Origin of the sequence: Flavobacterium cheongpyeongense (assembly GCF_003202435.1) — a bacterium.
Taxonomy (GTDB): Bacteria; Bacteroidota; Bacteroidia; order Flavobacteriales; family Flavobacteriaceae; genus Flavobacterium; species Flavobacterium cheongpyeongense.
The window spans coordinates 23205-40020 of the sequence record NZ_QJHK01000011.1; the positions used below are offsets into that span (position 1 = coordinate 23205).

A 16816-nucleotide genomic window follows, 5' to 3' on the forward strand; every position below is an offset into this window, starting at 1 on the left:
TCAAAAGTTACAGTTTAAGAAAAAACTTCTTTTAGGACATCCAAAGATTTAGGTTTTTTGAATCCATCTAAGTGGAAGCTGTAGTAATCAATCAGGATTTTTAGCAGTATTTGTCTTTCTATTACATGAAAAACTTTTTGATCGTTGTCAAATTTCAGATCAATTAGTTTTTTGAAAAGATTTGTTTCATGCTCCGTCAAAGCATTTATTCCCTGAAAAAGAGTAAAAACACCACCATTCATTTCAAAATAAGGCAAATCAATTTCTGAAACCTCCGGATAGAAACCCAGATATTTTGTTGTTTCCAACATTAAAATTAAATGGAAATTAGCAATTTCATCATGATGGTCAAGCCAGGTAAGTGCCGTTTCTAAAAATACAAATAGCGATTCGTTTTTTTCTTCTTCCTGAATCGAATAATGCAAAATTTCAGACAGAAACATGACCATCGTACTTTTTACAAAATCAGTATGGATACTTTGAAAGGGAACTGCTGTTTTGATTTCTTTAAAGTTTTCTAAAGTACCTTTGTTTTTATGAACCGCTTCTATTTCAAGAATAGAAAAAGGCTGAAAATAAGCAATTTTATGACTTGCTTTCTTACTCGAAAAAGCATCACGCACAAAATAAGATTTCAATCCATGAGAAAGAGTAAAACATTTTACGATCAGACTTTTTTCCTGAAATTTCAGTGATGAGATTACTATTGCTTTGGTTTTAACCAACATAACTTGAGATAATCTGTCTATTACTACTTTTGAATCTGTCTAAAAATCTTTTTTCAATAAATAGCCATGAAAAAACGGCTAAAATTAAGGTAATTAAAATCACCGTAATTCCCATTAAAACAGCATTGTATTTATTAAACAAATTATATTGTCTAAAAAGCTGAATTATTGGAAAATGATAAATATAAAGTCCATAAGTAAAATCTCCATACTTTCCGAAATTATTAAAAAAAGGAAAATTATATGCTATAATTATAACTAACAAACCAAAAGTAGCAGGGTATAAAAAACCGACATGGAAACTTAGCACATAATAGCTAATTAGAATCGCGACAGACAACCCCAAAAGTACTTTTTTATTCTTCATCACATAATCAAAAGTCAAAAAAAGATAAATTCCTGTTACGAAATAAGACAGATAACCCGGCAATTGTTTTGCCAGCAAAGGCTCATCTAAATGATTGAGCAGGAACCAATATCCTAATGAAAAAAGATAAAGACTTGCGAGTATTAAAAGTGGTTTTTGTGTTTTTTTTATTCCGTAAAAAATCAATGGCAAAACAATGTAAAATCCTTCTTCAATTTTTAAAGTCCATAATGACCCATTAACAGAACACAAAAGATTGTTATCAAAAAGCCCAGGCAGACAAGGATGCATAAAATTCAAAAAAAACAAGTTCCACCCTAAATATTTATAAGTACCTGTATCTAAAAAATAAGCAGAAAATTCATAACTACTAAAAATCGAAAAAACTAGAGTAGAAATAACAATCAAAACAAAATATGCAGGCAAAATTCTTTTTATTCTTTTAATAAAGTACAGTTTTAGGGAAGGTGTATTTACATAGCTTTTAGTAACTAAAAAACCGCTTATTATAAAAAACCCTTTTACACCAATAAGTGCATTAGAAAAATAAGACAAAAAAAACAGGTTTTTATTTTGAGAAAGTTCGGAAAGATGTGCTAATAAAATATTTATAGCGAAGAAAAACCGTAAAAAGTCAAAGCAATTCTTATTATACATGGTCAACTTTATCTAAAATTATCGAACAATCATTACTTTTTTGACCTTAGTTTCACTACCATCCTGAGCCGAAACAAAAACCATATAAACACCTGAAGCGACTTTATAACTTCCAAATGCGGTTGTATCCCATTCTATTGTACCTCCTTCTGAAATAGTTTCATAAACTAAATTACCTTCAATATCCGTAATTTTTACATTTGCTTTATTTAACAAACCTGCAATCTTTACAGTTCCTTGAAACCCTGGTCGTACAGGATTAGGATATATATATACATTATTCAGATTTTCTTTTGCATTAGTGGCCGTTCCCTTAAAAGAAATCATCCCTTTATCAGTAGCAATGAATACCTCGCCCGTAGCACCTTTAATTTCTATATCGTTTATGGTATTGCTGGGTAATGGTGAATTATTTATTGTAAAATGATATTTTGTTTCCTGACCATTTGAAGAAACTAAAAAGACTCCGGAGTCAGCAGTAGCAATCCATTTATCATTAGCCCCATCTACAACTATATCTGTAATAAACTGTTCGTATAGTAATTCCTGAGCTAAACCATCTTCAACAATAATAATCGGTTTTGTAGTTAATTGATTTTCGGTTTGAAAGCTATTTACATTTGATAAAACTCTTAATCCTTTTGTAGTACCTATCCATAATTGGCTATTATTATCCGGAACGGCAACCCTGGCATCAAATGTAGGTAAATTCCCGGCATCGGTACCGGATGTTATTTTTTTGAAAACATTCCCTTTTTCATTAAAACCTATAATTCCATTATTAACAGTCGCCATCCATTTTGTTCCGTTTTTATCAATCGACATTCTGCCGAAAGTACAACTCGATATATCTGGTATTATTGATTTTGTTGAAAAAATCTCCCAACTGCCATTTGCTTTAAGAACTTTTATTCCGTTATCAACCTGGCTATTGTTCATCCAAAGATTTCCTGATTTATCAAATACAGGCCCATTTACCCAAACATCTGATGTATTAGGAATGGCTTCCAAGGAACTATTTCCTTTACCATATAAATACGTTGGTACATCATTTTCTACTTTCAAAAGCCCCGCATCAAATGATCCTATATAAACTTTATTTTCATCATTAGGATCAATAGCCACCCTTATTAGGGATTTGACACCTAAAACTTTTTCATACGGTATATTTAGCCATTCATTTTGAGTAAATTTACTAATCCCATAACTATCTTTTGGGTAAGGATTGTAATTCCCTGCATAATCGCCATAAACAGCCCATAGCAGATTTGCGGTTGTTTGAAGTGCAAAAATATTATTTCTTAAAGGACCTTGTGGTGTATTATTTTCAAAAGACGCAGCAACTGAAAGCGAAGATCTAAACAATCCGTTTTCTTTAGTTCCAATATTAATAAAATCTCCTACCGATGTTGAACATGTAAACCCTAAACTAGCGTCTAAAACTTCAGTATTTGAAATCTGACGGCTCAGAATCATTTGATTGTTATAAACATATACCGTATTTGATGTGGTAATAAATAATTTATGATCAACAGCCCTCATATCTACAGAAGTTTGTGGTAGCTGCAGAAATCCAGCAAAAACAACTGAATTATAACGATGAATATGACCCGAAGTGTTAATTGCAATAAGTTCTGAATCCAAAGTTTCTATACTGGACCAGTTTCCCGGATTTATAACTAACCACTGATTGTAATCTATCAGGTTTGCATTACCGCTATTTGCGCGTCTTATACCGCTTGAAGTAGCGGCATAAATAAAACCATTAAAAAAAGCTGTTTGTCTTACAGCAATTTCGGCTCCGGCATCGCCAATAAAATAAGTATCTCCAAATTTGGAAGTAGTTAAATTAAACTGTACAATTCCAAAATCACATGAAACATAAATCAATCCGTTGTGTTCCATAAAATGATTGATTCTCTTTATTCCCGAAGGTAGTTGTTTATTGATGATATCCACCACTTTCAACATACTGCCATCATTTTCATTTATAACAATCATCAAACCGTTTTCGTAACCCACTAGTGTTTTTTTAGATGTTTCACTATGGTATATCGATGATATTGTTTCCCCAGAAAGACCATCGATGGTAGTAGTTGTATTAACGATGTTTGTAGCTGAGTTTTTAGAAAAAAGCGCATTTTCTGAAGCGGCAATAACTGTTGTACCGGCCACAGTAATGTCTTTAATTTCATTGTATGAAAAATGCCCTTCCCATGATAGATTACTCTGTGAAAAGCTGTTCTGGAGAATTATTAAAAATAATATATATAAATACCTTTTATTCATTATTAGGAAGATTCAGATTTACAAATATAATACAAACGAAAGTATTAGATTTTTGTTCTGTTTCAAATTATTATTTTCTAATATAAAAAGAACCAAAAATGCCTTCAATTCTATCCTTTATTAAAAAGACGAATGAAGGCATTTTTTGAATTTTAAATAAAACTATACTACTCCCTGAGCAAGCATAGCATCAGCGACCTTTACAAATCCGGCAATATTAGCTCCTTTTACATAGTTAACATAACCGTCTTTGCCCAAACCGTATTTTTTACACTGGTTATGAATTCCAACCATGATTTCTTTTAATTTTAAATCTACCTCTTCACTAGTCCAATTTAATCGAATTGAATTTTGTGTCATTTCTAAACCGGATGCTGCTACACCTCCCGCATTTGCCGCTTTACCGGGTGCAAATAAAACTTTATTATCTAAGAACAATTTAATTGCATCTAATGTCGAAGGCATATTTGCAGCCTCGGTTACACATAAAACACCATTATCAATAAGCTTTTGGGCATCTTCACCGTTTAATTCATTTTGCGTAGCACATGGAATTGCAATATCAACTTTTACTTCCCACGGGCTTTTGCCTTTATGGAATACCGCTTTTGGATATTTTTTAAGATAAAGCTCGGCTCTGTTATCTCCACTGGCTCTCATTTCAAGCATGTGTTCAATTTTGTCTCCCGAAATTCCTTCTTCATCGTAAATATAGCCATCCGGACCAGAAATAGTCAATACTTTTCCTCCTAATTCATTTATTTTTAGAGCGACACCCCAGGCGACGTTTCCGAATCCGGAAACTGCAACTGTTTTACCTTTTATTTCATGTCCAATCGTACGTAACATTTGCTCTGTAAAATAAACAACACCGTATCCTGTAGCCTCAGGTCTTATTAATGAGCCTCCATAAGCAATTCCTTTTCCGGTTAAAACACCTGTAAATTCATTTCTGATTCTTTTATACTGACCAAATAAATACCCTATTTCTCTGGCACCTACACCAATATCCCCGGCTGGAACATCCAGATCCGGACCTATATGGCGGCATAATTCGGTCATAAATGATTGACAAAAACGCATTACCTCCGCATCTGATTTACCTTCCGGATCAAAATCAGACCCTCCTTTTCCACCCCCCATCGGAAGTGTTGTCAGACTGTTTTTAAAGACTTGCTCGAAAGCAAGAAATTTCAAAACAGAAAGATTTACTGTATGATGAAATCTAATTCCTCCTTTATAAGGTCCGATTGCAGAATTCATCTGAATTCTAAAACCTCTGTTAACGATGATTTCACCTTTATCATCTACCCATGGGACCCTAAAAATTATTGACCTTTCCGGCTCAGCTATCCTGAGTAATAAGTTTTTTCCATCGTATTTTTTTTGTTCGGCAATAAACGGAATTACCGTTTCTGCAAACTCTCTGACCGCCTGAAGAAATTCAGGTTCATTTGGGTTTTTTGACTCTACAAGAGCCATAAACTCATTTATTTTTTGTTTCATCATTTGAAATAAGTTACGCTAATAAATCAATTATTGGGTATAATAAATAAGAAAACATCATTAAGAAAACGTTTTCGTTATCTTTAACAAAGATAAAGTAAAATCATAATTCAAAATTAATTTTTACAACAATTTTATAACAATTGCATATTTTTCAAACAAACTCAAGATTCATATTTACTACGTTTATATTCCAGTCTAAACCCGAAATTATGACTAGCATTTTAAGTGTTTGATTACTTATTTTACAATTGTCTAATAATTATTTCATACTCAGTTATGTTTTTTTATATATTTGCCTCTGATTTGAAAGACGAAAAACTCATGCTCAAGCAAATAGCCTTAACTTTCTTTGCGATATTTGGTATTACCACGGTATCAAATGCACAATTAGCCCACGAAATAGGACTTATATTTGGTCCTGTAGCTTTTCAGTCTGATTATGGACAGAGGAATGATCAATCAACCAATATCGGGAATACCGGCTTTGGTATTGGTGCAGTTCATTGGCTAAATTTTTCTTCTGCTGCAAATGGAAATGAATATTTCAATGAACATTTTAAAATTCGCTCTGAGATTTCATTTAGTAAAACAGATTTTCAGCATTTTGGACGTTGGGTAGAAGGAAAACCTTCTGTAACTAAAGAAAAACTTAAAGCCATGAGTGGAAAAACATTTTTATTTAATGTAGGTACTCAGCTAAATTACTCTCCGTTTACAACAATTCACGAGTTCGAAAAATACGTTGGCAGTTTCTATCCTTATTTAAGCTTAGGGATTATGGCAAGTTATTACGACACCCAAGCTAATTCATCTCTTGGTCGTTTAGGAACTCCAGCTACAACTCCTGATAAATACCTTATTCCTTCAGAAGGAAATCAATATGGTTTCTCAACAGAAAGTGGCTTAACAATTTCGGCTCTTTTGGGTGTTGGTGTCCAATACAAATTAAACGAGATGAACGATTTACTTTTTGAAATACGTTATCAGGGATTTAACTCAGACTGGATTGACGGTTTGAACCCAAATAGGGATCTTTACAAAGAAAACAAAGCTAAAGATTCACAAGTATGGTTCAATTTTGGATATTCTCATTATTTAGAATTCTAACAAATAAATAGTATAAACAAACCCCCAATTATTTCGAATTGGGGGTTTGTTTTTTTTATGATAAAGCCTGTTCTAAATCGGCTATTAAATCTTCGGCGTCTTCAATACCAACACTCAAACGTACCAGATCATCTGTAATTCCAACCTCAGCCCTTTTATCCGCAGGAATTGAAGCGTGGGTCATTAAAGCCGGATGATTTGCCAATGATTCTACTCCTCCTAAAGATTCTGCCAATGTAAATACTTTGAGTTTCTCTAAAAAAGAAACCGAATCTTGTTTTTTACCTGAAACAAATGTAAAAGATACCATTCCGCCATATGCCTTCATTTGTTTTTTAGCAATTTCATGAAACGGATGACTTTCCAGACCTGGATAATAAACGGTCTTAATCTTGGGATGATTACTTAAAAAATGCACCACTTTTTCTCCGTTCTCACAATGTCTCTGAACTCTTAGTGAAAGTGTTTTTATTCCTCTTAAAACCAGAAAACTATCCATTGGCCCCAAAGTCGCCCCAGTTGCAAACTGTTGAAAATGCAATTGTTCTCCCAGAGCTTTATCTTTTACAATTAAAGCCCCTGCAATAACATCTGAATGACCTCCCAGATACTTGGTTGCTGAATGCATTACAATATCAGCGCCCAGATCTAGCGGTTTTTGCAAATAAGGTGTTGCAAAAGTATTATCTACTGCCAGCCAGATTTTGTTTTCTTTTGTGATTTTGGCAATTTCATCAATATCGGCTAATTTCATTAACGGATTTGTGGGTGTTTCTACCCATACCAATTTTGTGTTTTCATTAATCAAAGATTTCAGTTTTGTAATATCAGTCATATTAACAAAATGGAATTTAATACCTGAATCTTTATAAATTCTTGAAAACATTCTATAAGTACCTCCATACAAATCATCCATGGCAATTACTTCATCTCCTGCCTTAAAAGATCTCAAAATACAATCTGTAGCAGCTAACCCTGATGAAAAAGCTAATCCCCGGGTACCGTTTTCGATACTTGCCAATGCATTTTCTAAAGCAGTTCTGGTTGGATTCGATGCACGACTGTATTCATAATCACCTAATGGTTTCCCTGGACTGGTTTGAATGAAAGTTGAGGTTTGATATACAGGAGGCATAACCGCTCCTGTTCCCGGATCATGATGCTGACCTCCATGTATTACTTTAGTATTGAATTTCATATAGTTATCGGTTTTAAATTCTTAAATTTTATACAAATTTACCGTTTAATTTATTCTTATCCTGATACAAGTCCTTACCTTTATGTATAATTAACACTTTTTAAGATGAGTCATTTCACTCTTGCTCTCGTGCTTATTATATTGTTTTCTTCCCGTACCAAAAGTTTATCAATTGAAAAAGAGGTTTTTGAAAAAGAATCAAAAATTCCCTTCAAAATAATTCACAAGCGAAACATTTGCATGGGAAGCAAAAGTTAAAGAAAATACTGAATATCAATTGGATCAGATTTTGAATATTAAACTGGATCATTATAACTCTACAGACGCGATTTATGGCTATCAGGGTTTTTGTTTCCTACTATTTAATACTGATAAAGGAAAACCCATTTTTAATGAGGATTTATTTGAAATGAAAAAAAATTAAAGCTTTTGCAAAAAAATAGTTCAGAAACAAATATAATATTCCAGCCAAAGCCAATATAAATACAACAGGTTTGAATGTTTGAAAATGACAGTTTTCAGTTGTCTCAGAATGCATTTTATACACCGGAAGGTTTTCTTTATATTATAACTCTTATGAGTCTGCTTCGCATGAAGATGATGCTAAAGAAATTTTATTTCCGTATCAAAAAAGTAAGTAAATAATTGAATCTACTATGTCTCTACTGCAAGTCATATTTCATTTTCCGTAAAATTCTCAAAGCTTCTTTAAAAGACAAATATGCCTGACCAAAAGGTTTTAAAAGTAATTTGGCATCAATCAGTTTTTGTTTGGCATCATCAAAACCATTCAAATAACAAATCATAAAAGTAGATGGCAGGTTTTCTAAATCTTTTAATTCACGTTCAGATAAAAAGATGCCTTTTTGTAGTTTTTGAAGTAAGGCAATATTCGAATTATAAATATGAAACAGCATTCTCTTATTGAATTCCGGAGGCTGAAAAAGCATTTGACGGTCAATTTTGTAATAGCCGTTATCAAAAAAATGTATGGTCTGTTTTTCTAAAGGATAATAGCTTGTTTTATCATTTAATCCCAAAGGAACATATTCGGTGATGGTAAAAGTATCATCATCAAAAACAATCGTAACAACATCCTGAGCCGAATAGAAAAGTTTAATTTGTTCGTTAATTAATTCAATATCTACTCTCGAAAGAAAAGTTTTTTCTCTTGATCTCTTTGGTACTCCGGCCCAGCAAATCACAAACAATTCTTTAAAAACACGATATTTTGGCGACATATCTTTATGCCTGAAATTCATAAAATCGAATACGCCATCAAGTGTATACTGAATGCTGTTTCGGGAACTGTTTTCGATGCCGATTACAGTTTCTGTATTCTGGTAATTTTTTTCGATTTCACCTTCAACAGGAATCGAATTGCTTCCGCGCCTGACAAAAAAGCTATTGGCCGGAATAGTATGAATTCCTTTTTTAAAAAATGAAAACTGACTTTTGGGTTTAATTGTTACCAAACCAATTACTTTATCTTTAGGTAGATTGGGGAATGGCACATTTTCGTACTGAATTTTAGGCGGATTTTCTAAGAAAGCATTCACCAGATTCTGAATCCGGCTGTCATCAAAAAAATCATCGCCAACAATTTCGTTATCATGATCTTCCACACCAACAACTATATAAGAATTATTGGCTGGATTTGAATTTGACAATGCACAAATGTGCTTCAAAAACTTTGCTTTTCCTTCGCGTGAGTGCAAATTCAGCTGCCTTTTTTTGTCATAAAAGCTGCTCTCGTCATTATGAGCGAGCAGGTTTTTTATTAAAAGGCGTTTATTGATCATGTTTTAGACTTCTTAGATTTTTTGATTTTAGACTTCTTAGACTAAGACTTCTTAGACTAATATCATCTAAGAAGTCTAATTTCCTAAGATCTATAATGTCTTTTTAACTATTGTCGACGAAGCCTGTGCTGTAGACATGACAATCAAATCAGCAATATTAACATGATACGGCCTTGAAACTACAAAATGAATAATATCGGCTATATCTTCTGCTTTAAGAGGGTCAAAACCTTTATAAACATTTGAAGCTCTTTCTGTATCACCTTTAAAACGTACCTCGCTAAATTCTGTTTCAACCAGACCCGGATGAATTCCGCTTACTTTTATACCAAATGGATTCAAATCGATTCGCATTCCCTGAGTGATAGCGTCAACTGCATGTTTTGATCCACAATAAACGTTTCCGTTAGGATAAACCTCTTTCCCCGCAGTTGAACCAATGTTGATAATATGGCCCGATTTTCTTTCAGTCATTTGCGGAATAACAGCTTTCGAAACATATAAAAGTCCTTTTACATTGATATCAATCATGGCATCCCAATCATCAATATCACCATTCTGAATTGGATCCAGACCATGTGCATTCCCGGCATTATTAATTAAAACGTCAATTTCCGAAAAATATTCCGGTAATGAATTTATACTTTCGAAAACGGCATTTTTATCCCTGACATCAAAAGACAAAGAATGTACTTCTGTATATTCTGAAAGTTCTTTTTCGAGTTCAGCCAGACGGTCTTTTCGTCTTCCGCAAATAATAATTTTATAGTGATTTCGTGCAAATATTTGAGCGGTTGCTTTACCAATTCCGCTTGTAGCGCCGGTAATTAAAACTGTTTTTTTCATTCTGTTTATTATGTTTGCCAAAAATTAAAAGATTTCATCAACTGAAAATCCACAGAATCTGTAGCAGCTATTTTTTTGCTTAAAGCGGATTTAAAATTTATAATCGGAAACCAATCATTTTAAAGCAATTCTTCTCCCCTGCTTTCTGTCCAGATTGCAAACCAGTCTTCCTTATCCATTTGCAGCTCGACAGCCTTCATCAACGATTGTATTCTGGCAACATTTACAGTTCCTGCAACCGGAATTACTTTTGCCGGATGTTTTAAAATCCATGCTAATAACAAAGTATCAGAACCTAAATGATATTTTTCAACTAATGTCGACAGTAATTTTTTCAAACGGCGGGTTTGTTTAGAATCTTCCCTAAAAACAGTTCCAAGCGGATTCCATGCCAATGGGCGGATTGCATGTATTTGTGCGTAATCAAAAGTCCCGTCAGTCATCGGTTCAAAATTCGTAGCCGAAAACTGCACTGAATGATAACTGACTTCTGTTTTCTGGCGAATTAATTCCACTTGTGAATTACTAAAATTTCCAACTCCAAAATCAATAATCTTTCCTTCCGATTTTAGTTTTTCAACTGCTTCGGCAATTTCATCAGCCTGCATCAGCGGACTTGGTCTTTGCAGTAAAAAAACATCAATATAGTCTGTTTTTAATTTCTTCAGGGATTCTTCAGCAGACCAGATAATATATTCTTTAGAATGCTCATAATGCCTGATTTTGTTGTTGCGGTTTTGGGTAACCATCTGAATACCACATTTAGTAATTAACTGCAGTTTTTCGCGCGAAATTTTACTGTTAAAAAGTGCCTTTCCAAAATCTTCTTCGGTTGTATAATCTCCGTAAATATCAGCATGGTCAAAAGTGGTAATTTTGTTTTCGACACAGAGCTGTATCATGTTTTCCATTTCTTTTGACGAAAGATTCTTATCCCACACTCCCCAATTCTTAATGCCTGAAATTACAGGTGATAATAAAGTTTTGCTCATGGTTTATTATATTAATTTCAATGATTATTATGTGTTTATAAAACATAATCACCAAAGTTCTTAAAAATATAAAAATAGAATCACAATTCGTCCTTAAAATTAGTGGTTTGGTAGAAGTTTTAACCATTTTTTAACATCTTACTTCTCAAAAAATATTCAATTTGCACTCTCAAAACTTAGGCATAAAAATTAACGTTTTAAAAAGGTTTAAAAACATTTATATGGAAGAAAATACAACGACTTTAGACATTAGAGCGATAAATGAAAAAATTGAGAGAGAAAGTGCTTTTATAGACCTTCTTACAATGGAAATGAACAAAGTTATTGTGGGCCAGAAACACATGGTCGAACGTTTATTAATCGGGCTTTTAGGACAAGGGCATATTTTACTGGAAGGTGTTCCGGGGCTTGCCAAAACCCTTGCTATAAATACATTGTCCCAGGCCGTACAAGGTTCTTTCAGCCGAATCCAGTTTACACCGGACTTATTACCTGCCGATGTGATCGGAACGATGATTTATAACATCAAGGCAAACGAATTTTCTATTAAAAAAGGACCAATTTTTGCCAATTTCGTACTTGCTGATGAGATTAACCGTGCCCCGGCAAAGGTTCAGTCAGCTTTACTTGAGGCGATGCAGGAAAAACAAGTTACTATTGGCGATACGACTTTCAAATTGGATCGTCCGTTTTTAGTATTAGCCACACAAAACCCTGTTGAGCAGGAAGGAACATATCAGCTTCCTGAAGCGCAGGTTGACCGTTTTATGCTGAAAACCGTAATTGATTATCCAAAAATTGACGAAGAGCGTTATGTAATTCGCCAAAACCTAAAAGGATCTTACGAAAAAGTAAACCCTGTAGTTTCTGTAGAACAAATTCTGCGCGCGCAGGAAGCGGTTCGCGAAGTTTACATGGACGAAAAAATCGAAAAATACATCTTAGATATCATCTTTGCTACCCGTTATCCGGAGAAGTACAAACTAGCCGACTTAAAACCTCTTATTAGTTTTGGAGCATCACCACGTGGAAGTATCAATTTAGCCAATGCGGCAAAATGTTATGCTTTTATCAAACGTCGTGGGTATGTAATTCCAGAAGATGTCAGAGCAGTTGTACATGATGTTTTACGTCACAGAGTGGGGATTACCTATGAAGCTGAAGCCGAAAACATTAGTTCTGTAGACATTATCAACAAAATCGTAAACGAGATTGAAGTACCTTAAAAATAGTTTTCAGTTTTCAGTCACAGTGAACACATTACAAAAAACTGCGACTGAAAACTGCGACTGAAAACTAAAAAAATGGATACAAAAGAGCTTTTAAAAAAAGTACGGAAAATAGAAATCAAAACCAAAAGACTGAGCAATCATATCTTTTCGGGAGAGTACCATTCTTCATTTAAAGGGCGCGGGATGACTTTTAGCGAGGTACGACAATACCAGTATGGCGATGATATTCGTAATATCGACTGGAATGTAACGGCACGTTATAACGAAGCTCATGTAAAAGTTTTTGAAGAAGAACGCGAACTGACCATGGTTTTAATGGTCGATATTTCAGGTTCAGAAGGTTTTGGCTCAAAAAGTCAGTTTAAAAAAGACATCGTAACAGAAATAGCGGCAACGATGGCTTTTTCGGCTACACAAAATAATGACAAGATTGGACTAATATTGTTTTCTGACAATGTCGAATTATACATTCCGCCCAAAAAAGGTCGTTCACATGTATTGAGAATCATTCGGGAACTGATCGAATTTGAACCAAAAAGTCAAAAAACCGATATCGCACAAGCCCTAAAATTCTTATCAGGAACTCAAAAAAAGAAAGCCATTGTTTTTATGATTTCCGATTTTATGTCCGAAAATTACGAGCAGACCTTGAAAATTGCTTCTAAAAAACATGATATTACCGGTGTTCGTGTGTATGATATACGCGAAGAAAAAATACCAAATTTAGGAATGGTAACAATGCTGGATGCTGAAACCGGAAAAATTCAGCTTGTTGATACCGGTTCTAAAAAGGTTCGAATGAATTACGAAAAACATTATCAGGAACGTGTCAATTATTTCAAAGAAATCTTTAGTAAATCCGGAGCCGGTGTGGTAAACACCAGAGTAGACGAAAATTACGTTACTAAATTATTGGGGTATTTTAAGTCGAGATAATGATTTTTTAATTTTGTTTAACGAATTTTGATTTCAGATCTTATAAGATTAAAAAATACATGAATAAACACGAATTAGAAAATAGATTGATTGATTTTGCAGCTACCAGCATCATAGTAGCAAGTAAGTTTGAAAAAAAATGTAGAAATCATTTATCAGGTCAAATAATTCGTTCAGGAAACTTCGCCAGTATTAAATTATGGAGAAGCACAAAGTGCCGAAAGTAAAAGAGATTTTATTCATAAAATGGGATTTGTTTAAAAGAGTGGAGAAAAACTTTTGTTTGTTTGAAAATAATTAAAAAAGCAAATTTATCATCAGAATTAGAAAATTTATCAAGAGCAAAAACTGAAGTTAATGAACTGATTTCAATCTTTGTTTACAGTATAAAACATCAAAAAATAATTCATAAATAAAATACAGGTGTTTTGGATTAAATCAAAAATCATTAATCTAAAATATACAATCACAAATCAAATGAAATTAAAATTTTACATATTTTTATTTTTACTTTCTTCAGCTGTTTTTGCACAAAGCAAGCAGATTGAAACAAGTATCGATACTACAAAAAATAAAATTGGTGCTGAGTTTAAACTAACGTTCAAAACAGTGGTGAATTCAAAATCTAAAGTGGTTTTTCCTAACCTGAAAAACATTGGTGCTTTAGAAGTTATTCAATCGTACCCAATTGATACTGTTAAGAAAAATGACACTTATGAATTGATCAAAAAATATGGCTTGACTCAATTTGATTCCGGAAGATACACGATTCCGGCTATCAAAATTTTGATTGATAAAAAACCATATTTAACAGATTCTATTCGTGTTGAAGTTGCCAACATTCAGGTCGATACTTTACAAAAAAAAATGTACGATATCAAAGACATTTCTACAGTTGAAAACGAAACGGGAGACTGGTGGAAATACCTATTAGGATTTTTGTTAATCCTGGGGATTGGTGCTTTTGTCTATTGGTACATAAAAAAACATCAAAAGAAAAAAATTGAAGAAGAAGTTTATAAAACACCTATTGAAAAAGCAACAAGTTTACTGAATAATCTGGAGAAAAAAGAACTTTGGCAAAAAGGAGAAATAAAAGAATATTATAGTGAACTAACCGATATTGCCCGTAATTATATCGAGGAAGCAATTCAGATTCCGGCAATGGAAAGTACCACTTCTGAGTTGATCCAGGGACTTAAAACGGCTTCTGCCAAGAAAAAAATGAGCCTGACTTCTGAAACCGTAGAAAATCTGGAACGTGTTTTAAGACAGGCGGATTTGGTGAAATTTGCAAAATCAAAACCATTAGAATTTGAAATTACCGAGGACAGAAATAAAATCCAGAAAGCGATTTTAACCCTTGACAACGCAATCCCGGCCGAAGTACCTGTTGAGCAGGAAGATCAATTATTAAATGAAGCACAAAAACAAAAGCAGATTCAGCTTCAGTTAAAGAAAAAAAGAAACAAACGTATTACAATTGCTGTTGCTTCAGTGGTATTTCTATTGACAGCCACCACAACTTATTTTATTGTTACTAAAGGTTTCAATTATGTAAAAGACAATTTAATCGGGCACCCGACCAAAGAATTACTCGAAGGAGAATGGGTAAAAAGCGAGTATGGAAATCCGGGTATTTTAGTTGAAACACCAAAGGTTTTAAAAAGACTTGATACTCAAAAAGTATTACCAAAAGAAGCAATGGCTCTTATTAAAGAAATGCAGCTTTTTGGGTACGGAAGTTTACTGGACAACTTTTATATTACGGTTTCTACAGCTAAATTTAAAAACCCTACAGAAATTGATTTAACAAAAGCCCTGGAAGGTAATTTAAAAATAATCGAAGCTCAGGGTGCCCGAAATATGATTGTAAAACAGGAAGATTTTGAAACCAAAGAAGGTATTACAGGGATCAAAGGTTACGGAACTTTTACGCTTATCAATGACAACCTGAATTCGAGCACTAAAATTTATTATGAAGTCCTGATGTTTAAACAAGATGGCGGATTACAGCAAATTGGTATATTTCATGAAGAAGGAGACACGTATGCTAATGCTATTTCGGACAGGATTTTAAATTCTGTTGAACTTAAAAAAGCAAGCAACTAATGGAAAAGATCACTTTTTTAAATCCGGAATTTTTTTGGCTTTTTTTACTCATCCCATTTGCAATTGGATGGTTTTTCTGGAAACGTAACCAGCAATCGGCTACCTTAAAAATGAGTTCAACTCAGGGTTTTAAAAACGCTGAATCTCTTTTGACTAAATTAAAGCCCTGTTTATATGTTTTCAGAATTATTGCATTGTGTTCTTTAATTGTTGCGCTGGCAAGACCAAGAACAGTAGATATAAGCAATGAAACCAAAACTACTAAAGGAATTGATATTGTAATGGCAATAGACGTTTCCGGGAGTATGCTGGCCAAAGATTTAAAGCCAAACCGTATGGAAGCTTTAAAAAGAGTCGCCGCAGATTTTGTTGAAGAGAGACCGAACGACAGAATCGGATTGGTTTTATACGCATCTGAGGCTTATACCAAAACTCCTGTGACAAGCGACAAAGCAATTATTTTAGAAGCTATAAAAGAAATAAAGTACGATAACGTATTGCAAGACGGAACCGGAATTGGAATGGGTCTTGCAACTGCCGTAAACCGACTTAAAGACAGTAAAGCAAAAAGCAGGGTCATTATCCTGTTGACGGATGGTGTTAATAATGCCGGATTCATCGAACCGGAAACAGCTTCTGATATTGCAAAACAATATGGAATAAAAGTATATACTATTGGAATTGGAACCAACGGAATGGCTGAATTCCCTTATGCATATGCTCCAAATGGCGGATTTTTATTCAAGATGCAAAAAGTAGAAATTGATGAAAAATTGCTGAAAAGCATCGCCAGAAAAACCGATGGAACTTATTTTAGGGCAACCAGTAACGATAAACTGGCTGAGATATACAATTCGATCAACAAATTAGAAACTACAGAAATCCAGGAATTAAAATTCTACGATTACGATGAAAAATACCGGTTTTTTGTATTACTCGCAGGAATTTTGTTGTTATTGGAAGTTGGTTTAAGAAATACGGTTTACAGAAGCTTTATTTAATATTTTAGTCTCAGTCTCAGTTCTCAGGTACCAACTGAAA

Annotated in this window: 13 protein-coding genes; 5 read left to right on the forward strand and 8 right to left on the reverse strand. The window is 33.6% G+C overall.

Going from position 1 to position 16816, the window contains the following annotated elements; genetic code table 11:
- Nucleotides 1-14: 14 nt before the first annotated feature.
- The 4 genes from recO to gdhA form a co-directional block, all read right to left on the reverse strand.
- A complete protein-coding gene (recO, locus tag DMB65_RS13055; protein ID WP_110307086.1) occupies nt 15-728 on the reverse strand; it encodes a DNA repair protein RecO in 714 nt (237 codons plus the stop codon).
- Nucleotides 718-1752, reverse strand: coding sequence for an acyltransferase family protein (locus DMB65_RS13060; RefSeq protein ID WP_110307087.1), 1035 nt, complete (start codon nt 1750-1752; stop codon nt 718-720). Before DMB65_RS13060 ends, recO begins: the two co-directional genes overlap by 11 nt.
- Before the next feature lie 18 nt (nt 1753-1770).
- Nucleotides 1771-4041, reverse strand: coding sequence for a type IX secretion system anionic LPS delivery protein PorZ (porZ, locus tag DMB65_RS13065; protein ID WP_110307088.1), 2271 nt, complete (start codon nt 4039-4041; stop codon nt 1771-1773).
- 162 nt (nt 4042-4203) lie between these two features.
- Nucleotides 4204-5547, reverse strand: coding sequence for an NADP-specific glutamate dehydrogenase (gene gdhA, locus DMB65_RS13070; RefSeq protein ID WP_110307089.1), 1344 nt, complete (start codon nt 5545-5547; stop codon nt 4204-4206).
- Nucleotides 5548-5871: 324 nt separating this feature from the next.
- Between gdhA and DMB65_RS13075 the strand changes: the two genes are divergently transcribed.
- The gene (locus DMB65_RS13075) at nt 5872-6657 is read left to right on the forward strand and encodes a THC0290_0291 family protein (RefSeq protein WP_110307180.1); all 786 of its coding nucleotides are present in this window, start codon (nt 5872-5874) and stop codon (nt 6655-6657) included.
- 55 nt (nt 6658-6712) lie between these two features.
- Here the strand turns inward: DMB65_RS13075 and DMB65_RS13080 are convergent, their stop codons facing one another.
- From DMB65_RS13080 to DMB65_RS13095, 4 genes are all read right to left on the reverse strand, one after another.
- On the reverse strand, nt 6713-7855 hold the full coding sequence (locus DMB65_RS13080; RefSeq protein WP_110307090.1) for a cystathionine gamma-synthase: 1143 nt from the start codon (nt 7853-7855) through the stop codon (nt 6713-6715).
- Between the two features lie 662 nt (nt 7856-8517).
- Nucleotides 8518-9657 carry an ATP-binding protein gene (locus DMB65_RS13085; RefSeq protein ID WP_110307091.1) on the reverse strand — a complete coding sequence of 380 codons (1140 nt, stop codon included), beginning with the start codon at nt 9655-9657 and terminating at the stop codon, nt 8518-8520.
- A gap of 90 nt (nt 9658-9747) precedes the next feature.
- A complete protein-coding gene (locus DMB65_RS13090) occupies nt 9748-10503 on the reverse strand; it encodes an SDR family NAD(P)-dependent oxidoreductase (protein WP_110307092.1) in 756 nt (251 codons plus the stop codon).
- 119 nt (nt 10504-10622) lie between these two features.
- Entirely contained in the window at nt 10623-11495 is an 873-nt protein-coding gene (locus DMB65_RS13095; protein WP_110307093.1) for an aldo/keto reductase, read from the reverse strand.
- Between the two features lie 221 nt (nt 11496-11716).
- On the opposite strand from DMB65_RS13095, the gene DMB65_RS13100 reads away from it, so the two are divergent.
- From DMB65_RS13100 to DMB65_RS13120, 4 genes are all read left to right on the forward strand, one after another.
- Nucleotides 11717-12721 (forward strand): AAA family ATPase, encoded by a 1005-nt coding sequence (locus DMB65_RS13100; protein WP_110307094.1) that lies wholly within the window; start codon nt 11717-11719, stop codon nt 12719-12721.
- Nucleotides 12722-12799: 78 nt separating this feature from the next.
- On the forward strand, nt 12800-13663 hold the full coding sequence (locus tag DMB65_RS13105) for a DUF58 domain-containing protein (RefSeq protein ID WP_110307095.1): 864 nt from the start codon (nt 12800-12802) through the stop codon (nt 13661-13663).
- Nucleotides 13664-14140: 477 nt separating this feature from the next.
- Nucleotides 14141-15775, forward strand: coding sequence for a BatD family protein (locus DMB65_RS13115; RefSeq protein ID WP_110307096.1), 1635 nt, complete (start codon nt 14141-14143; stop codon nt 15773-15775).
- Entirely contained in the window at nt 15775-16776 is a 1002-nt protein-coding gene (locus DMB65_RS13120) for a vWA domain-containing protein (protein ID WP_110307097.1), read from the forward strand. The genes DMB65_RS13115 and DMB65_RS13120 overlap by 1 nt, the downstream gene beginning before the upstream one ends.
- Nucleotides 16777-16816 lie beyond the last annotated feature (40 nt).